Consider the following 19,832-nt stretch of genomic DNA (forward strand, 5'->3'; position numbering starts at 1 on the left):
TGTTATCTCCTTTCTTATGCCAAGTCAGATACTGAGATGCCACGAAGAGCCGCAACTTCTTCAGCACGTTTAAGTTGTTTCAATCCTTCAACAGTCGCACGAACGATGTTGATTGGAGTGTTTGAACCGAGTGATTTAGATGTTACATCAGCAACACCAGCCAATTCGATGACGGCACGAACTGCACCACCAGCGGCAACCCCAGCCCCTTCAACAGCTGGTTTCAACAATACTTTCGCTCCACCAAATTCTGAACGAACTTCGTGAGGAATAGTTGTACCAACCATAGGAACTTCGATAAGGTTTTTCTTAGCTGCTTCAACTGCTTTACGGATAGCTTCTGGAACCTCTTGAGATTTACCAGTACCAAATCCTACGCGACCATTACGGTCACCAACAACAACAAGAGCAGCAAAACGCATGTTGCGTCCACCTTTTACAACTTTAGTAACACGGTTGATAGCAACTACGCGTTCTTCAAGTTCTACTGCATTATCTTTAAATGCCATTATTAAGTGTCCTCCCTATTAGAATTTCAATCCGTTTTCACGAGCTGAGTCAGCCAAAGCTTTAACACGTCCGTGATAGAGATATCCACCGCGGTCAAACACCACTTCAGAAATACCTTTAGCTACTGCGCGTTCAGCAACAAGTTTACCGACAACAACGGCTTGTTCTGTTTTAGTTCCTTTAGAAACTTCTTTATCAAGAGTTGATGCACTTGCGAGCGTTACACCCGCTACGTCATCAATAACTTGAGCGTAGATGCCTGTATTAGAACGGAAAATGTTCAAACGTGGGCGATCAGCAGTTCCAGAGAGTTTTCCGCGAACGCGACGGTGGCGTTTTTGGCGGAGTTTGTTTTTATCTGGTTTCGAAATCACAATTTTCACCTCTTAATTATAATGCTTGCTCATGAGAGCTTTTGGTAAAGAGACAATCCAAAAAGAATTGCCACAAGGATAAAATCCTATTATTTACCAGTTTTACCTTCTTTACGACGTACGTATTCACCAACGTAACGGATACCTTTACCTTTGTAAGGTTCTGGTGAACGAAGGCTACGGATGTAAGCAGCTGTTTGACCAACAACTTCTTTGTTAATACCACTTACAACGATTGAAGTTGCAGATGGTACTTCAAAAGTAATACCTTCTGGAGCTTCAACTTCGTCTTGGTGAGATTTACCAACTGAAAGAACAAGTTTTGTTCCTTGGAGTTGCGCACGGTATCCGACACCGCGCATTTCAAGTTCTTTTTTGAAACCTTCAGAAACACCAACAACCATGTTGTTCAAGTTTGCACGTGAAGTACCGTGGATTGTTTTGTTTTCTTTTGAGTCGTTTGGACGGTGAAGTGTAACTTCATTGCCTTCAACTTTGATTTCAATGTTTTTGTTAAACTCACGAGTGAGTTCGCCTTTAGGTCCTTTAACAGTAACAACGTTATCGTTGTTTGTTACTTCAACACCAGCAGGCAAAGTAATAACTTTATTACCAATACGTGACATAGTATTTAATTCTCCTGTTAGATTATCAAGCCACAAAGTGACTAGTTTTCACGGGGATGAGTCTCATCGAATATAATCAACGAAACTCGCACAAATCATTTGAGATAAGTGCTTAGTATCAGCTTCTTACCAAACGTAAGCGATAACTTCTCCACCAACGTTCTTTTGACGAGCTTCTTTGTCAGTCAAAAGACCTTCTGAAGTAGAGATGATCGCGATTCCAAGTCCGTTAAGAACTTTAGGAACATCTTCACGTTTAGAGTAAACACGAAGACCTGGTTTTGAGATACGTTTCAAGTTAGTGATAACACGTTCACCGTTTTGTCCGTATTTCAAGAATACGCGGATGATACCTTGTTTGTCATCTTCGATAACTTCAACGTTTTTTACGAAACCTTCACGTTTAAGGATTTCAGCAATACCTTTTTTAATGTTTGATGCAGGTACTTCAAGTACTTCGTGTTTAGCTTGGTTAGCGTTACGAATACGTGTCAAGAAATCTGCAATTGGGTCAGTCATAACCATTTTATATTTTCTCCTCTTACTAGTAGTTTGAATAATTCACTTGCTAGTTAATGATTGAGCTAGGCTCAGATTGTGTTTAATACATTCAAATTAGATAAACCAACTTGAATACATCATATTTTTACCAAGAAGCTTTGGTAACACCTGGAATTTGACCTTTGTAAGCCAATTCACGGAAGCAAACACGGCAAAGTTTAAATTTGCGATAAACTGAGTGTGGACGTCCACAACGTTCGCAACGAGTGTAAGCTTGCGTAGAGAACTTCGCAGGGCGTTTGTTCTTAGCAATCATTGATTTTTTAGCCAATTTATTTACCTCCTAGATTATTTTGCAAAAGGCATTCCAAGGCCTTTAAGCAATTCACGACCTTCTTCGTCAGTGTTAGCAGTAGTTACGATAACGATATCCATACCACGTACTTTATCAACATCGTCGAAGTTGATTTCTGGGAAGATAAGTTGTTCTTTAACACCAAGTGTGTAGTTACCACGTCCATCAAATGATTTAGTTGGAACACCATGGAAGTCACGAACACGTGGAAGTGATACTGATACCAATTTATCCAAGAATTCGTACATGCGTTCACCACGAAGGGTAACTTTAGCACCGATCGCTACACCTTCACGAAGACGGAAGCCAGCGATTGATTTCTTAGCTTTAGTAATCAATGGTTTTTGACCTGAAATAAGTGCCAACTCAGCAGCAGCTTTTTCAAGAGTTTTAGCGTTGTTTACAGCTTCACCAACACCCATGTTGATAACGATTTTATCAACTTTTGGCACAGCCATAACTGAAGAATAGTTAAATTTTTCAGTCAAAGCTGGAATTACTTCGTTAGTGTATTTTTCTTTAAGACGGTTAGCCATTTAATACTTTCTCCTTTCCTTCGTGATTAGTCAAGCACTTCGCCTGATTTTTTGTTGTAACGAACTTTTTTGCCGTCAACAACTTTGTAACCTACACGTCCAGCTACACCGTTCTTGTCAAGAACTTGAACGTTTGAAGCGTGGATTGGTGCTTCTTTTTCCACGATAGCACCTTGAGGGTTTTCAGCTGATGGTTTTTGGTGTTTTTTGATGATTGCAACACCTTCAACAACAACTTTGTTTACTTTTGGAAGAGCTTTAAGAACTACTGCTTCAGTTCCTTTGTCTTTACCAGCAATAACGCGAACTTTATCGCCTTTTTTTACAAACATTTGAGTATTTCTCCTATTATTTCTTACGCCCTAATGGGCACCCTGAACATATCAGGGGACTAAGTTTGTGTTAATTCAGATTAAAGTACTTCTGGCGCCAAAGATACGATACGCATGTATCCACCTTCACGCAATTCACGTGCAACAGGGCCAAAGATACGAGTTCCACGAGGAGTTTTGTCATCGCGGATGATTACTGCAGCGTTGTCATCAAACTTGATGTATGAACCGTCTGGACGGCGAGCACCAGTTTTTGTACGAACGATAACAGCTTTAACAACATCACCTTTTTTAACAGCTCCACCTGGTGTAGCTTGTTTAACAGTTGCAACGATAACGTCGCCGATGTTAGCGAATTTACGTCCTGAACCACCAAGAACTTTGATAGTCAAGATTTCACGAGCACCGCTATTATCAGCAACTTTTAAGCGACTTTCTTGTTGAATCATTTCAATTGTCTCCTTTTAGTTTTATTAGATAATAACAGCTTCTTCCACAACTTCTACAAGACGGAAGCGTTTTGTAGCTGAAAGTGGGCGAGTTTCCATGATACGAACGATATCGCCTTCTTTAGCAACGTTGTTTTCATCATGTGCTTTATATTTTTTAGAATAGTTGATACGTTTACCATAGACTGGGTGGTTACGTTTAGTTTCAACTACAACTGTGATTGTTTTATCCATCTTGTCAGATACTACGCGTCCAACAAGGGTTTTACGTTGATTACGTTCCATTATTAGAATTGCTCCTTTCCCAATCTATTATTTGATTTCAGATTGCACAGTTTTAACACGTGCAATTTGTTTTTTCACTTCGTTCAAACGGGCAGTTTGATCAAGTTGACCTGCTGCAGCTTGGAAACGAAGGTCGAAAAGTTCTTTCTTAAGTTCGTTTTCTTTTTTAGCAAGCTCTTCTTGAGACAAGCCACGAAGCTCAGCAACAAACTTTTTGATTTCTTCAAGTTTCATGTCTTCTCCTTATTCTGCTTCACGTTTCACGAATTTACATTTAACTGGCAATTTGTGGCTAGCAAGACGAAGCGCTTCACGTGCAACTTCTTCAGAAACACCTGCGATTTCGAACATTACTTTACCACGTTTAACTGGTGCTACCCAACCTTCAGGTGCCCCTTTACCAGAACCCATACGTACACCGATAGCTTTAGCAGTGTATGATTTGTGTGGGAAGATCTTGATCCAAACCTTACCACCACGTTTCATGTAACGAGTCATGGCAATACGAGCAGCCTCGATTTGACGGTTTGTGATCCAGTGGCTAGTTGTAGCTTGAAGACCGTATTCACCGAATGATACTTCTTTACCACCTTTAGCCTCACCGCGCATTTTTCCACGGAATTCACGACGGTGTTTAACACGTTTAGGTACTAACATTTGTTATTTGCCTCCTTTAGTGTTTTTACGAGCTGGAAGAACTTCTCCACGGTAGATCCAAACTTTAACACCAAGTTTACCGTAAGTTGTGTCAGCTTCTTCCCAAGCGTAATCGATATCAGCGCGAAGTGTGTGAAGCGGAACTGTACCTTCAGAGTATCCTTCTGCACGGGCGATATCTGCACCGTTCAAACGACCTGATACTTGAGTTTTGATTCCTTTAGCTCCAGCACGCATTGCACGTTGGATAGCTTGTTTTTGTGCACGACGGAAAGCAACACGTTGCTCAAGTTGGCGAGCAATTGTTTCACCAACAAGGTGAGCGTCCAAATCAGGTTTCTTGATTTCAACGATGTTGATGTGTACTTGTTTTCCAGTCAATTTGTTAAGTTGAGCGCGAAGTGCGTCAACGTTTGATCCACCTTTACCGATAACCATACCTGGTTTAGCAGTGTGAAGTGAAACAATAACTTTGTTTACAGCACGTTCGATTTCAATAGTTGAAACTGAAGCGTCTGCAAGTTCTTTTTGAATGAATTTGCGGATTGCCAAATCTTCGTGAAGGTAATCTGCGTATTCTTTTTCAGCATACCATTTCGCATCCCAGTCACGGATGATCCCGACACGCATACCAATTGGATGTACTTTTTGACCCACGAGTTTACCTCCTTATTTTTCTGACACAACTACTGTTACGTGAGTTGTGCGTTTGTTGATTGGTGAAGCTGAACCTTTCGCACGTGGACGGAAACGTTTCATTGTTGGTCCTTCGTTTGCGAATGTTTCAGATACTACCAAGTTAGCTTTTTCCAAACCAAAGTTGTTTTCTGCGTTAGCGATAGCAGAGTTAAGAGTTTTCTCAACAATGCGTGCTGCTTTGTTTGGAGTGAATTTCAAGATTGCGATTGCATCAGCAACGTTCTTACCACGGATAAGATCAAGAACAAGACGTGTTTTACGAGGTGAAACACGCACTGTACGAGCCATTGCTTTAGCTGAAGTAATTTCTGCCATTGTGTCCTCCTCCTATTAACGACGTGTTTTCTTATCGTCAGCTGCGTGACCTTTGTAAGTACGAGTTGGTGCAAATTCACCAAGTTTGTGACCTACCATGTCTTCTTGGATGTAAACAGGAACGTGTTTACGTCCATCATAAACTGCGATAGTGTATCCGATGAAACTTGGGAAAATCGTTGAACGACGTGACCAAGTTTTAATTACTTTTTTCTTTTCGTCATTTGCTTGAGCTTCAACTTTTTTCATCAAATGCTCATCGACGAAAGGTCCTTTTTTAAGACTACGTCCCATTTTGTAGTTTTCTCCTTTAAATTGAATGTACCACAGCGGCTTGCACTAAGAAGTGCTACCGAGTTGGCGGATGTTATGTGCTAAGCGACTAAATTATTTTTCGTTACGACGACGAACGATAAGTTTGTCAGATTTAGCTTTCTTGTTACGAGTTTTAAGACCAAGCGCAGGTTTACCCCATGGAGTAGATGGCGCTTTACGTCCAACTGGTGCTTTACCTTCACCACCACCGTGTGGGTGATCGTTAGGGTTCATTACAGAACCACGAACTGTTGGGCGAATACCTTTCCAGCGATTACGGCCGGCTTTACCAAGGTTGATAAGTGATTGTTGTTCGTTACCTACAGTACCGATAGTTGCACGACATGTACCAAGAACCATACGAACTTCGCCTGATTGAAGACGAACAAGTACGTATTTACCTTCTTGACCCAAAACTTGAGCAGAAGCACCAGCGGCACGGATAAGTTCAGCACCTTTACCTGGTTGAAGCTCAATGTTGTGGATAACTGTACCAACTGGGATGTTTGCAAGTGGAAGAGCGTTACCAATCTTGATATCCGCATCTGGACCTGAAACGATACGTTGACCTACTTCAAGACCTTTAGGTGCGATGATGTAAGCTTTAACCCCGTCAGTGTAGTGTACGAGAGCGATGTTTGCAGTACGGTTTGGATCATACTCAATTGTTTTAACAACTGCTTCAACGCCATCTTTGTTACGTTTGAAGTCAATCAAACGGTAGTGACGTTTGTGCCCGCCACCTTGGTGACGTACAGTGATACGACCGTTGTTGTTACGACCAGCTTTGTTCTTAAGAGAAACAAGCAATGATTTTTCAGGAGTGCTTGTAGTGATTTCTGCGAAATCCAAAGAAGTCATGTTACGACGGCCATTTGTCGTTGGTTTATAAACTTTAATACCCACGTTAATTTCTCCTTTGATTATTCAGCTTCAGCTGCAAACAACTCGATTGCTTTAGAATCAGCTGTAAGAGTGATGATAGCTTTTTTAGTTTTTGAAGTGAAACCAGTGTAACGTCCAACACGTTTTTGTTTTGGTTTAACAGTTACAGTGTTCACGCTAGCAACTTTAACACCTTCAAATGCAGCTTCAACTGCTTGTTTGATCAAGAGTTTGTGTGCACGTGTATCAACTTCGAAAGTGTATTTTCCTGCTTCAAGAGCAATCATAGATTTCTCAGTGATAACAGGTTTTTTGATTACGTCATACAAATTCATTATGCAAGAACCTCCTCGATTGATGAGATAGCTTCTTTAGTAACAAGAAGTTTATCTGCGTTTACGATGTCAAGTACACTTGCAGTTGCAGGAGTTGCAACAGTTACGTTTGCAAGGTTACGTGCTGAAAGTTCAGCGAATTTGTTTCCTTCTTCAACGATAACAAGTACTTTAGAATCGATGCTAAGAGCTGAAAGAACGTTTGCGAATTCAGCAGTTTTTGGAGCTGCAAATGAAAGAGCTTCAACTGCTACAAATTTATCTTCTGCAACTTTAGCTGAGTAAACAGATTTCAATGCAAGGCGACGAACTTTTTGTGGAAGTTTGTATCCGTAAGAACGTGGAGTTGGTCCGAAGACAACACCACCACCACGCCATTGTGGTGAGCGGATAGAACCTTGACGAGCACGTCCAGTTCCTTTTTGACGCCATGGTTTACGTCCACCACCTGATACTGCTGAACGGTTTTTAACCGCGTGAGTACCTTGGCGAAGGCTAGCACGTTGGCTGATTACGACATCAAATACTACTGATTCGTTTGGTTCGATACCGAAGATAGCGTCGTTAAGTTCAACTGTGCTAACTTCTTTACCAGTTTGGTCAAATAGTTTTACGTTTGCCATTTTTAACTGATTTCTCCTTTCTTATTATTTAGCAGCTTTAACTGCTGATTTGATAGTGATAAGAGATTTCTTAGCACCTGGTACGTTACCTTTGATAAGGATAACGTTTTTCTCTGGGATAACTTGTACAACTTCAAGGTTTTGAATTGTCACACGGTTGCCACCCATACGTCCTGCCAAGTGTTTGTTTTTGAAAACACGGTTAGGCGCAACAGGTCCCATTGAACCTGGACGACGGTGGTAACGAGAACCGTGAGCCATAGGTCCGCGTGATTGACCGTGGCGTTTGATAACACCTTGGAAACCTTTACCTTTTGAAGTACCAGTTACGTCAACAACATCTCCAGCTTCGAATGTGTCAACAGTGATTTCTGATCCAACTTCCAAGCCTTCAATGTTTTTGAATTCACGAATGAAGCGCTTAGGAGCTGTGTTAGCTTTCGCTACGTGGCCTTTGGCAGGTTTGTTGCTCAATACTTCGCGTTTGTCGTCAAAGCCAACTTGAACTGCTTCGTAACCGTCTGTTTCAACAGTCTTAACTTGAAGCACAACATTTGGAGTAGCTTCGATGACAGTAACAGGGATAAATTCACCTGCTTCAGTGAAGATTTGAGTCATTCCCACTTTTTTCCCTAAGATTCCTTTTGTCATGAGAAAATATTTCCTTTACTTTATTGTTTTTTCAAAAAGTTTTTTATGAGCGTTTTTTATGCTCAAAAAAGTTTTTAACGAGCGTTTTTTATGCTCAATGAATCAAGCTTTTAATTAAAGTTTGATTTCTACGTTCACGCCACTTGGAAGATCAAGTTTCATCAAAGCGTCAACTGTTTTTTGAGTTGGGTTGATGATGTCAATAAGACGTTTGTGTGTACGCATTTCAAATTGTTCGCGAGAATCTTTATATTTGTGAGTCGCACGAATAATTGTGTAGAGACTACGTTCAGTTGGAAGTGGAACTGGCCCAGCAACTGTCGCACCTGTGCGAGTTGCAGTTTCTACGATTTTTTCAGCCGCTGTATCAAGCGTACGGTGTTCGTAAGCTTTCAAACGGATACGAATTTTTTTGTTTGCCATTTTTTCTCCTCTTTCGTCTATTTAAGATAATAGGCTAGCTCCTCAAGAAAACCAACACGGATTGCGTGGCAGTGCAACCAGGCGTGTCGCAACCTCTTGTATCATAGCTAAGCGCTGTATTTACAGCACCATAATATAATAACAAAAGAACCTACTCATTGCAAGGGATTTTTAAAGTTTTTTTCTTTTTCTTTTTTGACTAAACAAAAAATCCACCTTAGATGGATTTTTTATCAACTTTCTCGAGTGTAGTCGTACCCCATGTGTTCATAGGCTTTAACCGTTGCAACGCGTCCTGTACGTGTACGCATAATGAATCCTTTTTGAATTAGGTAGGGTTCATACATATCTTCTACCGTTTCTCGCTCTTCAGCAATATTAACCGACAAGGTACCTAGACCAACCGGTCCCCCACCATACATTTCAATCATAGTTCGAAGAATTTTTTGATCGACATAATCTAGTCCTTCATGGTCCACATCCAACATAGTCAACGCCTTGTCTGCAATCTTATCATCAATGATGCCATCACCCATGATTTGTGCATAGTCTCTCACGCGCTTAAGTAGGCGGTTAGCAATACGAGGCGTCCCACGGCTACGACGTGCTAGCTCTAGAGCAGCTTCAGGTGTTATAGTCATGTCAAAGATTTCTGAAGTACGTTCAATAATTTCCTTCAAATCTGGTAGCTCATAATATTCCATATGACCATTAATCCCAAAGCGAGCCCTCAATGGATTTGACAACATACCTGCTCGAGTAGTTGCACCTACTAATGTGAACGGTGGTAACTCTAGATGGACACTACGACTTGTTTCGCCTGCACCAATCATGATATCGATGTAGTAATCTTCCATAGCACTATAAAGAACTTCTTCAACTGCCATAGGCATCCGGTGAATCTCATCAATAAATAAGATATCACCTGGCTCCAAGTCATTGAGTATAGCAACTAAATCACCAGCCTTTTCAATTGCTGGCCCAGACGTCTGCTTTAAATTGACGCCCATCTCATTAGCTATCACAAAAGCCATAGTTGTTTTCCCCAAACCTGGAGGACCAAACAAAAGAGTATGATCTAGGGCTTCATCACGAAGTTTAGCTGCCTCTATAAAAATCTTTAATTGGTCTTTAACCTTATCTTGACCAATGTATTCCTTAAAGTACTGTGGACGGAGGGTACGCTCAACATACTCTTCATCTCCTAGTAAATCATTATCTAATATTCTTGCCATAGGCTTATTTTAGCACAAAACAAAAAATGCAGTCAAAATTTGTCCCTTGAATATACAATATAAGTGCACAATAAAAACTCATAAGATTTTCTAGTAAAATAGAATTGAACGAACTAGTTACGAAAGGAAATCTTATGAGCTACCATCATTTTACCATAGACGAGCGTGAAAGTATTCTCATTTACCGTACGCAAGGCCTAAATTTTTCTCAAATTGCTAAGTTACTTCATCGTCATCCATCTAGTATTAGTCGTGAGTGGAAGCGGCATCTAAAAGAAGGAAGCTATTCTCCAAGTCATGCACAGGAGTCTTACCATAGGGCTAAATCACACTGTGGGCGGAAGCGTATGCTTGAAATAGATCACAAGTTAAGCAATACCATCAAACATCTATTTCTCGATTACCAATGGTCTCCTGAAGAAATAGAAGGTCAGTTGCGAATAGAGTATGGGAAAACTGTTGTTAGTTATCAAACAATCTATAGAGCCATTTACCGAGGACATTTTGAGGATAACTCATTATCTCATGGTGCTCGTGGTGTCATTCGTAAACTTCGTCATCGTGGGAAAACACGTCATACTAAAGGTCATGTTGAAAATAGAGGGAAAATATCCATTTCTCATACAATTCACGAAAGACCAGAAGAAGCTAATAATCGAACTAGAATAGGAGATTGGGAAGCCGATACTGTTGCAGGTAAAACTGGAAAAGCTTGTTTAGTTACTCTAACAGACCGTTATTCTCGTTTTCTAAAAATCAAAAAGGTAGCTGTTAAGAAAAGCAAGTTGGTAATAGAAGCTATGGTAAAACTGTTAGAACCCTTGACGAAGTATACAGTAACTCCTGATAGAGGGAAAGAATTCACCTATCATCAGAAATTGAGTGATCAATTGAACATTGAAGTCTATTTTCCTGACCCTCATGCTCCATGGCAACGAGGAACCAATGAGAACACGAATGGATTACTTAGAGAATATTTTCCAAAGGGTAGTGATCTAACATTGGTTGATGATCAGACTATTCAGCTATGGGAGAACAAACTTAATAATAGGCCACGAAAATGTCTTAACTGGAAAACACCTTATGAAGTATTCTATGGGGAAAGTATGCACTTAATTTGACAATTCAAGACATAAAAAAGAAGACAAGACTTGCCTTCTCTTTTAATTATTTCTTACCACCCTTAACTGGTGCCTTATCAGCTTTCTCTATAGCTTCTTTAATTGTCTTAGTATAGAGTTTAGCACCACGGTTAATTGAGTCGCTATCGGATCCAAAGTGAACCCCATCTGTACCATTCCAGATAGAAATATTTTCTTTAGCCACTTGATACCAGTCAGCAACCGTCACAAAGTCGTATTTCTTAGCCATCTCTAACTCATACTTACGTAACTGAATCAAAGATTGGGCCTCATTACCAGACTTACTACCATTATATGGTGTCACAAAGATAATATGGTGACCCTTAGGTAAATTCTTGATAATTTTATTAATAACGCCTTTATAGTCGTCAATTTCATTAACACCACCAGCAATGACAACATCCTTAGCAAGTGCATTACTATCTGCGTAATCTTTAAGCAAATCGTTGATTGTTGATAGGTTACGACTGACTACTGCATCTATAGCGACATTATCAATACTTGATTCCAGCTGATCTTTTGATCTAAGAGCTACGGAGTCCCCTAAAACTGTCACTCCCTTATTCACACCAAATGAAGTAGCCTGACTGTTCTCCGCATTTGTACGCGTTAATTTCATCTTAGTCTGAGCTTGCGACAAACCATTAGCTTCTAAATCTTTCTCGAAGTTCCCTACAGCCGGCGCAAAGAGAGAAATAAGCACTGTAATTAAGGTGAGACCACTAAATACATAAAGCACAATATGTCGGTACGGCGTCAAGTCTAGGTCTATTCCAAAGAGACTGGCCTTTCTTCCTGCAATAAATGGCTCTATTATATAGTAGGAAAGTGTCGCAAAAACAATTGACAGAATCGTTGTCAGAATGACCGCAATAATATTATTGGTCAATTGACTAAAGATAATATATAGCGGCCAGTGAAAAAGATAGACACTATAGCTGATTTCTGCCAGATAACTAATAAGAGCAGGCTCTGATTTTCCAGGCAATTTCTCATGGAGGACACGGGCAGAGTAAATCATAACAGCCGTGAACAAACTAGCCAAAACAAAACCAAATAGATAGGTGATGCGTTCCTCAAAATGAAGGACTAAGCCAAACAATACGAGCAAGGCAAAACTTCCTGCCATATAAAGGACTGTCTTTTTCAGAGTCCAAAGACGTATATTTTTCTTGAACCTAGCGGTCGTTTCATACACACCTGAAAGTGTCGCAAAGAGCGAGCCTAGGAAGAATGGATAGGCATGCGTAATTGATGAGAAATATAAGCGAGAAAAACTATCAACAAAGAAAGCACTAATAAACATTGATAGGAAGCTCACCATAAAGCAAGCAAGAGATACCATAAAGACTAGGCCTCTAAATTGATTTTGGTGTTTGACACGCTTAGCTAGGAACCAAAGCAAGGCACCCCAAAGAATATAATAGTGAACCTCAATAGCCAGACTCCATGTATGGAGGTAAATGTGCTGGTTAAACTGGTTCTCGTAATTTCCTCCAGTCAGAATCTCATAATAGTTAGTTACAAAACCGATAACAGAGGTAATTTGACGTCCAATACCTGCAATAAAATCATTTCGAACCAAGAGTGCTAAAGGGGTACAAATAAGAACCATCAACACAAGTGGCGGTACTATCCGATAGAAGCGTCGTCGCATAAAACCAAGGTAATCAATGCGATGCGTCCGAGATACCTCATCAATCAAAAGTGCTGTAATCAAATACCCTGAGAAGGTAAAGAAGACATCAACACCGATGAAGCCCCCAGGAAGAATACTTGGGAAGAAATGATAAATCAGAACCAAAAAAAGTCCTGTCACACGAATATAAGAAAACCAGTTAATTCTCATCCTTTAAAAATCCCCTGCTTAAATTTTCCTTTGTAGGTAACCTTATTTTCAGTAGTCAATTTTCCTTGGCCATCGGCTTGCCCAGACTTGAACTCACCTTGATAAATCCAACCCTCATGAGATTTGAAGGTTCCTTGACCATTAAAGGAACCATTCTTAAATTCTCCTGTGTAGGTATCACCATTGTCATAGGTCAAAGTTCCTTGACCATTCAAACGGTGGTTCTGCATCTGACCTTTATAGGTAATCTTAGTCCCATCAATCTTGATAGAATGTTGCGTTTTTATAGTCACCAAAAACAAGGACAGGGCACATAAAATAATAACCCCTACTGTGATACGCTCAAATTGATTTCGGTCAATATCAATATTTTTAAAATCAAAATCCTTTAGTTGTTTAAAATTCATTGTCTATCCTTAATCCACTGTAACCAGTCTCGACAACCTGCAGTTACCAATTTATATGTTTCTTCAAAGTCACCTGTGTACCATGGGTCCGGCACTCCACCAGGTCTGAAAAGCTTGATTTTATCGTCATAATGCCCTGCAGATATCTGTAGAAGATCCTCAACATTTGACTCATCCATTCCCACAACTAGATCAAAGAACTCAAAATCAGCCTGACTAATCTGCTGTGAGCCCTTGGAAGAGTCAAAAGAAATAGCATATTTCCTTAAAATCTTTTGGGTACCTTGATGAACTGGATTTCCATGCTCCCATGAAGATGTCGCGCGACTTTCGATATGCAAAGACTTTCCTTGGTCCAGCTCTTTCATCACAAATTCTGCCATTGGGCTACGACAAATATTCCCCAGACAAACAAATACAATCTTCTTCATTATTCACCTCTTGCCCAAAGCTATTAAGAGATATGCTCACTTATTTTCTTTGTCAAAATTACGAACACACTTTTAAATCATGAAAGTAGGTTCTCATTAATTTTCATTTAATCAATCCATATTATACCGAAAAACTAATCAAATAGAAAGGTTTCTCTCCTAATCATATCGAAAAATTAGTAACCTTTTTTAATAGTTGCAACATTCATATTAATCCATAAGTTTAAGGCGTGAGAAAAGAGAACCTAGTTTCCTAGATTCTCCTTTTGTTGGCTTTAGATATTTGACCAAACACTTTCAAGAATGTTTGTTTGTTCACGTCCTGGTCCTACAGAGAAAGTAGAGATACGTACACCTACCAATTCACCAACACGACGAACATAATTACGAGCATTTTCAGGAAGCTCATCTAAACTACGGCAACCTGTGATGTCTTCTTCCCAACCTGGCAATTCTTCATAGATTGGTTCACAGCGTTTCAATTGCTCAAGACTAGCTGGGTAGTAATCAATACGCTCACCATCAAGGTCGTAAGCTACACAAATTTTTACAGTGTCAAGACCTGAGAGAACATCGATACAGTTCAAGCTGAGGTTTGTGATACCTGATACACGACGGCTATGACGCATCACCACTGAGTCAAACCATCCTACACGACGTGGACGTCCAGTTGTTGTTCCATATTCATGACCAACTTCACGGATACGTTCACCCACTTCATCAAATAGCTCAGTTGGGAAAGGACCATCACCAACACGACTCGTATAGGCCTTACATACACCAACGACCTTGTTGATTTTAGATGGACCAACCCCTGAACCGATTGTAACACCACCCGCAACTGGGTTTGATGACGTTACAAATGGGTAAGTACCTTGGTCAATATCAAGCATAACCCCTTGAGCTCCTTCAAAGAGGACACGTTTACCTGCATCAAGAGCGTCGTTCAAGATTACAGATGTATCTGTAACGTATTGCTTAATTTGTTGTCCGTAAGCGTAGTATTCTTCAAAAATCTCATCGAATGATAATTCTTCAGCCTCATACATCTTACTGAAAAGACGGTTTTTCTCAGCTAAGTTTGTTTTCAAACGATCAGCAAAGATTTCTTTGTCCAAAAGGTCTGCAATACGGATACCTACACGCGCAGCCTTATCCATATAGGCAGGCCCAATACCCTTGTTAGTTGTACCAATCTTATTATCACCTTTAGCAGCTTCTTGCAGTTGATCAAGTTTAATATGGTACGGCAAGATAACGTGCGCACGGTCAGAAATACGAAGGCTCTCTGTTGACACACCTTCGGCATGAAGATATTCCAACTCTTTGACAAGTGATTTAGGATTGACCACTACACCGTTCCCGATAACAGAGATTTTCTCTGGGAAGAAAATACCTGATGGAATCAAGTGCAATTTAAATTTCTTACCATCGATAACAATCGTGTGACCTGCATTGTCTCCACCTTGATAACGTGCGATCACTTCGGCATCTTGACTTAGGAAATCTGTAATTTTCCCTTTACCTTCATCACCCCACTGGGTACCCACAACAACTACTGATGTCATATTATTTTGATAACGGACAGCTCCACCTTTACGAGGCTGTCCCCACCTTTCTTGAAAAACTTCACGGTGGGAATTTCACCCACAAGTTTCGCGTTACAGTTTATTATAGCAGAAAAAAGGCTATTTGTTCAACGTTGAAAGCGTTTCTTACAAAATATTCTGACAGTTATAGCTAAGATTGCAACTCATTATTTACAATCTCTTTTTTATCCTTACATCTTATATAGAACTACCAGCTATTTTATGACCAAATAATTCTACTAGCTATTTAACCTGCTTCATATAATGATTTAACTGCCTTTGATTCTTTAAAATAATTGTCTTGTCAGAATAATTTTTAACAACTGTATGATATTGCTCGACATATTTTTTGGAACGTCCGTCTAATAAAATCCATTTCACAAATGCAAAATCAAATTTTTCATTACAGTCTTCTGCCATGCTAGGACGTGTCTTTCCCCTATATGTTAAATAGCGCCTAAATGCCCGATAGAGACAATTAACTCTGTTAAAGTTGAAAAAGACAATACAGTCAGCTTCCCTCATCCGTTCTTCATAAAGACAGGCCGAGTAATTCCCTTCAATAATCCAATCACGTTGTAGCATAAATGTTGATATATCGTCAGTCATTTCATCAACTGTTCGCTCTTGCCAATTTGATGTAAAATGAATTTTATCTAAATGAAGAACCTCACAATTGTAGTGTTGACCTAAAAAGTTTGCCAAAGTAGACTTTCCAGAGCCGCTATAGCCAATGATTGCAATTTTCAACACAGGTCTCCTTTTTCAATTCTGTTTCCTGACTAATATCATAACACAAAGCATATATCTTAGAAGGAATTATCATTTGGAACAACTCTCGTTTGGACAAACAAGCACGTAAAGTTCTGTTTAAAGTGAGTTCTTTCTTAGAAAAATAAAAAAAAAGACCTACAATCAAGTCTCTTTTCGATATTAAACTGCCCCCTACAGGGCTCGAACCTGTGACCCATGGATTAAGAGTCCACTGCTCTACCAACTGAGCTAAGGAGGCTGGATGCTGTATTGGTACCGATGATCCACGGTTTGTATTGAACCCGCGACGTAAAAAAGCAGGTGGGCGACTCGCTACTAACTTCAGTTGCTTCTGGGTGAGCCAGCCTGCACACTGTTAATAGACCTCTGTCTCCCGATAATACAAAAATTAGTCGGTCAACACTTATATGTGGATTCGTATACCACAGCAATTTCTATGTTTTTATAATACCACTTTTGAAAATTATTGCAAGAGGAAAAAACAATTTTTTTGCAATCGTTTTCGTTGATTCCTCTCGTATTACCTAGATAACTTATCAATCCGTTCTTTATTAGCTCCAAGAGCTCTTTCATATTTCCCGGTTTCATTGGGTTGGAAATAATTTACACCTCTTAATTTATCTGGAAGGTATTGTTGCTTGACCCACTTTTCAGGATAAGCATGGGGATACTTGTAATCTTGTGCATTGCCCAGTTCCTTGCTTCCAGCATAGTGTCCATCTCTCAAATGACGAGGAATAGGTAAATTCCCTGATTTTCTAAGGTCTGCCAAGGCAGCATCCATAGCCATATAAGCCGAATTCGACTTAGGAGATAAAGCTAAGTCAACAACTACATTGGCAATCAAAATACGCGCCTCTGGGAAACCTACTTTCTGTGCAGCTTCCAAAGCTGTAACCGTGTGAACTTGCGCATCAGGATTAGCTAAACCAATATCCTCGTACGCAATCACAGTCAAGCGCCGTGCTAGACTAGGGAGATCTCCTGCTTCAACCAAACGTGCTGCATAGTGAAGACTGGCATTAACATCAGAGCCTCGAATAGATTTTTGCAAAGCAGAAAGCACATCATAGTGTCCATCACCGTCTTTATCCATGGTGATATAGCTACGTTGTAAACTATTTTCCACTGTATCTAAAGTAATATGGCGAAGCCCATCTTCTGAAGCTGGTGTCGACATGACAGCTAAATCTAAGGAATTATAAGCCGAACGTAAATCACCATTAGTAGCCGTAGCAATAAAATCTAGAGCATCCTCATCTAACTGGACATCAAAGTCAAAGCCACGCTCCTTGTCCTCTAGAACACCTAGGATAGCTTCCTTAATATCCTCGTTAGAGAGTGGTTCCAACTCAAATATTTGTACACGACTACGGATGGCTGGTGTGACAGAAAAAAACGGATTCTCCGTTGTAGCCCCAATCATGATAATATTGCCATTCTCTAAGAGTGGCAATAAAAAGTCTTGTTTAGCTTTATCCAAACGATGAATCTCGTCTAGAAGCATAACTAAGCCACCTGAAAATTTAGCCTCTTCCGCAATTTCCTGCAGGCGTTTCTTGCTATCAACAGTAGCATTAAAGGTTCTAAAAGCAAATTTTGTTGTTCCTGCAATAGCACTAGCTATTGAGGTCTTCCCGATTCCTGGTGGTCCGTAGAGAATCATTGACGACAGCATATTCGCTTCTACCATACGGCGAATAATTTTACCTTCACCAACCAAATGCTTCTGACCAATCACCTCTGAAATTGTACGTGGACGCATGCGTAGAGCAAGATTATCTGGCATCTTCTCTCCTTTTTCAACTGATTTTTTCTTATTATAATAAGCATATACTATTTTGTTATAAAAAGAAATTATAAATAGTTCTTGTCAAACCTAAATTCTTATGATAGAATGTTTTGGTATGTGGTGCTAGCACATCCGTAATAAATTCTACCTAGGAGGAAAACACGAAATGGCTAAAGTATGTTACTTTACAGGACGTAAAACTGTTTCTGGAAACAACCGTTCACACGCTATGAACAAAACTAAACGTGCCGTTAAACCTAACCTTCAAAAAGTTACTATCCTTGTTGATGGTAAACCTAAAAAAGTTTGGGCTTCAGCTCGTGCGCTTAAATCTGGTAAAGTTGAACGCGTTTAATCTTATTGGATATTAAGAGAGATGACTTCAGTCGTCTCTTTTTTTGTTCATCGTCTTTCCCTTTTGGCTATACTTATGTTATAATAAAGAACTAACAGATAATTCTTATAGAAAGAAGGTGTCAGTATGGGATTTACAGATGAAACTGTTCGTTTCAACCTAGACGACGGTAGCAAAGATGAAATCAGTAATACTTTGACAAATGTCTACCGTTCGTTGGCTGAGAAAGGTTATAATCCTATCAACCAAATTGTCGGTTATGTTCTGAGCGGTGACCCTGCTTATGTTCCGCGTTATAATGACGCCCGTAACCAGATTCGTAAATACGAACGTGATGAAATCGTTGAAGAACTCGTTCGCTATTATCTTAAAGGAAATGGAATTGACCTCTAATGCGAGTAATGGGACTTGATGTTGGCTCAAAAACAGTAGGTGTTGCGATTAGTGATCCCCTCGGTTTTACAGCCCAAGGCGTTGAAATTATCAAAATTGACGAGGAGGCTGAAGAGTTTGGTTTCGACCGACTAGGCGAGCTCGTTAAAGAATATAAGGTAGAAAAATTTGTTGTTGGTCTTCCTAAAAATATGAATAACACTGAAGGACCACGTGTTGAGGCAAGCAAAGCCTATGGTGACAAAATCAAGGAAATCTTTGGAATTCCTGTAGATTACCAAGACGAACGCTTGACAACTGTTCAAGCCGAGCGTATGTTGGTTGAACAAGCAGATGTCAGCCGTGGTAAACGTAAAAAAGTTATTGATAAATTAGCTGCCCAACTTATTCTACAAAACTACCTCGATCGAATGTTTTAAGAAAGTGTAATAGAGACCTAATAGTCAAGTGACAATCTAGTAAATTGCCAAGCAATATACTAGATTTCCTCACTATTCAGTGCTCTCTACAAAAAGGAGAACAATATGTCACACAATCACGACCACAACCATGATCATGAAGTCATCACTTTAGTAGACGAACAAGGAAATGAAACACTTTTTGAAATCTTGTTGACTATTGATGGACGCGAAGAATTTGGTAAAAACTATGTTCTTTTGGTACCAGCTGGTGCTGAAGAAGATGCTAATGGAGAAATTGAAATCCAAGCATACTCATTCACTGAAAATGAAGACGGTACTGAAGGCGACCTTCAACCAATCCCTGAAGATTCAGATGCTGAATGGGATATGATTGAAGAAGTTTTCAATAGCTTCATCGATGAAAACTAAAAAATAATCAATGCCATAGGCAAAGAAATGACTTGTTAAAAAGAGATTGGGATATTGTATCTCAGTCTCTTTTTTAGATATTTTTTTCTTAAATGTAAGAAATTAGAGGAAAATTGACTAAATGGTATTATCTGATATACTTTAAATAAGACAATTAGGGGATA

Annotated in this window: 31 protein-coding genes, 1 tRNA gene and 1 other RNA gene; 5 read left to right on the forward strand and 28 right to left on the reverse strand. The window is 39.7% G+C overall.

Annotated features, from left to right (window positions below):
- Positions 1–14: 14 nt before the first annotated feature.
- From rpsE to ruvB, 20 genes are all read right to left on the reverse strand, one after another.
- Positions 15–509, reverse strand: a complete 495-nt coding sequence (gene rpsE, locus NSQ79_RS09900) for a 30S ribosomal protein S5 (protein ID WP_002885626.1) — start codon at positions 507–509, stop codon at positions 15–17.
- Positions 510–527: 18 nt separating this feature from the next.
- Positions 528–884: a 50S ribosomal protein L18 gene (gene rplR, locus NSQ79_RS09905; RefSeq protein WP_002885810.1), complete on the reverse strand. Its 357-nt coding sequence runs from the start codon at positions 882–884 to the stop codon at positions 528–530.
- 89 nt (positions 885–973) lie between these two features.
- Positions 974–1,510 (reverse strand): 50S ribosomal protein L6, encoded by a 537-nt coding sequence (gene rplF / locus NSQ79_RS09910; protein ID WP_002887056.1) that lies wholly within the window; start codon positions 1,508–1,510, stop codon positions 974–976.
- A gap of 126 nt (positions 1,511–1,636) precedes the next feature.
- Positions 1,637–2,035 carry a 30S ribosomal protein S8 gene (gene rpsH, locus NSQ79_RS09915; protein ID WP_002885642.1) on the reverse strand — a complete coding sequence of 133 codons (399 nt, stop codon included), beginning with the start codon at positions 2,033–2,035 and terminating at the stop codon, positions 1,637–1,639.
- Positions 2,036–2,156: 121 nt separating this feature from the next.
- Positions 2,157–2,342 (reverse strand): type Z 30S ribosomal protein S14, encoded by a 186-nt coding sequence (locus tag NSQ79_RS09920; RefSeq protein ID WP_001085699.1) that lies wholly within the window; start codon positions 2,340–2,342, stop codon positions 2,157–2,159.
- 17 nt (positions 2,343–2,359) lie between these two features.
- Positions 2,360–2,902 carry a 50S ribosomal protein L5 gene (gene rplE / locus NSQ79_RS09925; RefSeq protein ID WP_002887058.1) on the reverse strand — a complete coding sequence of 181 codons (543 nt, stop codon included), beginning with the start codon at positions 2,900–2,902 and terminating at the stop codon, positions 2,360–2,362.
- Between the two features lie 26 nt (positions 2,903–2,928).
- Positions 2,929–3,234, reverse strand: a complete 306-nt coding sequence (rplX, locus tag NSQ79_RS09930) for a 50S ribosomal protein L24 (RefSeq protein WP_002885874.1) — start codon at positions 3,232–3,234, stop codon at positions 2,929–2,931.
- Between the two features lie 80 nt (positions 3,235–3,314).
- A complete protein-coding gene (rplN, locus tag NSQ79_RS09935; RefSeq protein WP_002885711.1) occupies positions 3,315–3,683 on the reverse strand; it encodes a 50S ribosomal protein L14 in 369 nt (122 codons plus the stop codon).
- A gap of 24 nt (positions 3,684–3,707) precedes the next feature.
- A complete protein-coding gene (gene rpsQ / locus NSQ79_RS09940; protein WP_232585530.1) occupies positions 3,708–3,971 on the reverse strand; it encodes a 30S ribosomal protein S17 in 264 nt (87 codons plus the stop codon).
- A 24-nt stretch (positions 3,972–3,995) separates the two neighbouring features.
- The gene (rpmC, locus tag NSQ79_RS09945) at positions 3,996–4,202 is read right to left on the reverse strand and encodes a 50S ribosomal protein L29 (RefSeq protein WP_002885754.1); all 207 of its coding nucleotides are present in this window, start codon (positions 4,200–4,202) and stop codon (positions 3,996–3,998) included.
- A 9-nt stretch (positions 4,203–4,211) separates the two neighbouring features.
- Complete coding sequence (gene rplP / locus NSQ79_RS09950; protein ID WP_000960950.1) at positions 4,212–4,625, reverse strand: 50S ribosomal protein L16; 414 nt, start codon at positions 4,623–4,625, stop codon at positions 4,212–4,214.
- A gap of 3 nt (positions 4,626–4,628) precedes the next feature.
- Complete coding sequence (gene rpsC / locus NSQ79_RS09955; protein WP_002885727.1) at positions 4,629–5,282, reverse strand: 30S ribosomal protein S3; 654 nt, start codon at positions 5,280–5,282, stop codon at positions 4,629–4,631.
- A gap of 12 nt (positions 5,283–5,294) precedes the next feature.
- Positions 5,295–5,639 carry a 50S ribosomal protein L22 gene (gene rplV / locus NSQ79_RS09960; RefSeq protein WP_002887063.1) on the reverse strand — a complete coding sequence of 115 codons (345 nt, stop codon included), beginning with the start codon at positions 5,637–5,639 and terminating at the stop codon, positions 5,295–5,297.
- Between the two features lie 15 nt (positions 5,640–5,654).
- Entirely contained in the window at positions 5,655–5,933 is a 279-nt protein-coding gene (gene rpsS / locus NSQ79_RS09965) for a 30S ribosomal protein S19 (protein WP_000533765.1), read from the reverse strand.
- 93 nt (positions 5,934–6,026) lie between these two features.
- On the reverse strand, positions 6,027–6,860 hold the full coding sequence (rplB, locus tag NSQ79_RS09970; protein ID WP_002887065.1) for a 50S ribosomal protein L2: 834 nt from the start codon (positions 6,858–6,860) through the stop codon (positions 6,027–6,029).
- A gap of 17 nt (positions 6,861–6,877) precedes the next feature.
- Positions 6,878–7,174 carry a 50S ribosomal protein L23 gene (locus tag NSQ79_RS09975; RefSeq protein ID WP_002887066.1) on the reverse strand — a complete coding sequence of 99 codons (297 nt, stop codon included), beginning with the start codon at positions 7,172–7,174 and terminating at the stop codon, positions 6,878–6,880.
- The gene (gene rplD, locus NSQ79_RS09980; protein WP_002885795.1) at positions 7,174–7,797 is read right to left on the reverse strand and encodes a 50S ribosomal protein L4; all 624 of its coding nucleotides are present in this window, start codon (positions 7,795–7,797) and stop codon (positions 7,174–7,176) included. The genes NSQ79_RS09975 and rplD overlap by 1 nt, the downstream gene beginning before the upstream one ends.
- Positions 7,798–7,821: 24 nt before the next feature.
- The gene (gene rplC / locus NSQ79_RS09985) at positions 7,822–8,448 is read right to left on the reverse strand and encodes a 50S ribosomal protein L3 (protein WP_002885755.1); all 627 of its coding nucleotides are present in this window, start codon (positions 8,446–8,448) and stop codon (positions 7,822–7,824) included.
- Between the two features lie 114 nt (positions 8,449–8,562).
- Positions 8,563–8,871: a 30S ribosomal protein S10 gene (rpsJ, locus tag NSQ79_RS09990; RefSeq protein ID WP_002885653.1), complete on the reverse strand. Its 309-nt coding sequence runs from the start codon at positions 8,869–8,871 to the stop codon at positions 8,563–8,565.
- Between the two features lie 233 nt (positions 8,872–9,104).
- Positions 9,105–10,106, reverse strand: a complete 1,002-nt coding sequence (gene ruvB / locus NSQ79_RS09995) for a Holliday junction branch migration DNA helicase RuvB (protein ID WP_339313659.1) — start codon at positions 10,104–10,106, stop codon at positions 9,105–9,107.
- Between the two features lie 134 nt (positions 10,107–10,240).
- Between ruvB and NSQ79_RS10000 the strand changes: the two genes are divergently transcribed.
- Positions 10,241–11,227: an IS30 family transposase gene (locus tag NSQ79_RS10000; RefSeq protein WP_339313661.1), complete on the forward strand. Its 987-nt coding sequence runs from the start codon at positions 10,241–10,243 to the stop codon at positions 11,225–11,227.
- Between the two features lie 46 nt (positions 11,228–11,273).
- Here NSQ79_RS10000 and NSQ79_RS10005 read toward each other — a convergent pair whose 3' ends face one another.
- The 8 genes from NSQ79_RS10005 to NSQ79_RS10040 all read right to left on the reverse strand — a co-directional run bounded on the left by NSQ79_RS10005 (position 11,274) and on the right by NSQ79_RS10040 (position 18,087).
- Positions 11,274–13,097, reverse strand: coding sequence for an acyltransferase family protein (locus tag NSQ79_RS10005; RefSeq protein WP_339313663.1), 1,824 nt, complete (start codon positions 13,095–13,097; stop codon positions 11,274–11,276).
- Positions 13,094–13,504 carry a membrane protein gene (locus NSQ79_RS10010; protein ID WP_002885750.1) on the reverse strand — a complete coding sequence of 137 codons (411 nt, stop codon included), beginning with the start codon at positions 13,502–13,504 and terminating at the stop codon, positions 13,094–13,096. The genes NSQ79_RS10005 and NSQ79_RS10010 overlap by 4 nt, the downstream gene beginning before the upstream one ends.
- Positions 13,501–13,935 carry a low molecular weight protein-tyrosine-phosphatase gene (locus tag NSQ79_RS10015; RefSeq protein WP_002885857.1) on the reverse strand — a complete coding sequence of 145 codons (435 nt, stop codon included), beginning with the start codon at positions 13,933–13,935 and terminating at the stop codon, positions 13,501–13,503. Before NSQ79_RS10015 ends, NSQ79_RS10010 begins: the two co-directional genes overlap by 4 nt.
- A gap of 275 nt (positions 13,936–14,210) precedes the next feature.
- Positions 14,211–15,503: an adenylosuccinate synthase gene (locus NSQ79_RS10020; protein ID WP_049528625.1), complete on the reverse strand. Its 1,293-nt coding sequence runs from the start codon at positions 15,501–15,503 to the stop codon at positions 14,211–14,213.
- 264 nt (positions 15,504–15,767) lie between these two features.
- A complete protein-coding gene (locus NSQ79_RS10025; RefSeq protein WP_045769360.1) occupies positions 15,768–16,274 on the reverse strand; it encodes a DNA topology modulation protein in 507 nt (168 codons plus the stop codon).
- A gap of 189 nt (positions 16,275–16,463) precedes the next feature.
- Positions 16,464–16,536 (reverse strand) — tRNA-Lys (locus NSQ79_RS10030).
- Positions 16,537–16,732, reverse strand: a non-coding RNA gene (ssrS, locus tag NSQ79_RS10035) — 6S RNA. It abuts the tRNA gene before it with no gap.
- An 86-nt stretch (positions 16,733–16,818) separates the two neighbouring features.
- Positions 16,819–18,087 (reverse strand): replication-associated recombination protein A, encoded by a 1,269-nt coding sequence (locus NSQ79_RS10040; RefSeq protein WP_048790915.1) that lies wholly within the window; start codon positions 18,085–18,087, stop codon positions 16,819–16,821.
- Between the two features lie 169 nt (positions 18,088–18,256).
- Between NSQ79_RS10040 and rpmB the strand changes: the two genes are divergently transcribed.
- From rpmB to NSQ79_RS10060, 4 genes are all read left to right on the forward strand, one after another.
- Positions 18,257–18,445 carry a 50S ribosomal protein L28 gene (gene rpmB / locus NSQ79_RS10045; RefSeq protein WP_002885786.1) on the forward strand — a complete coding sequence of 63 codons (189 nt, stop codon included), beginning with the start codon at positions 18,257–18,259 and terminating at the stop codon, positions 18,443–18,445.
- Between the two features lie 126 nt (positions 18,446–18,571).
- Positions 18,572–18,838 (forward strand): IreB family regulatory phosphoprotein, encoded by a 267-nt coding sequence (locus NSQ79_RS10050; RefSeq protein ID WP_002885737.1) that lies wholly within the window; start codon positions 18,572–18,574, stop codon positions 18,836–18,838.
- A complete protein-coding gene (ruvX, locus tag NSQ79_RS10055; RefSeq protein WP_002887078.1) occupies positions 18,838–19,257 on the forward strand; it encodes a Holliday junction resolvase RuvX in 420 nt (139 codons plus the stop codon). The genes NSQ79_RS10050 and ruvX overlap by 1 nt, the downstream gene beginning before the upstream one ends.
- A gap of 105 nt (positions 19,258–19,362) precedes the next feature.
- Positions 19,363–19,668, forward strand: a complete 306-nt coding sequence (locus tag NSQ79_RS10060; protein WP_002887079.1) for a DUF1292 domain-containing protein — start codon at positions 19,363–19,365, stop codon at positions 19,666–19,668.
- Positions 19,669–19,832 lie beyond the last annotated feature (164 nt).

This window comes from Streptococcus sp. FSL W7-1342 (genome assembly GCF_037966635.1).
Taxonomy (GTDB): Bacteria; Bacillota; Bacilli; order Lactobacillales; family Streptococcaceae; genus Streptococcus; species Streptococcus salivarius_D.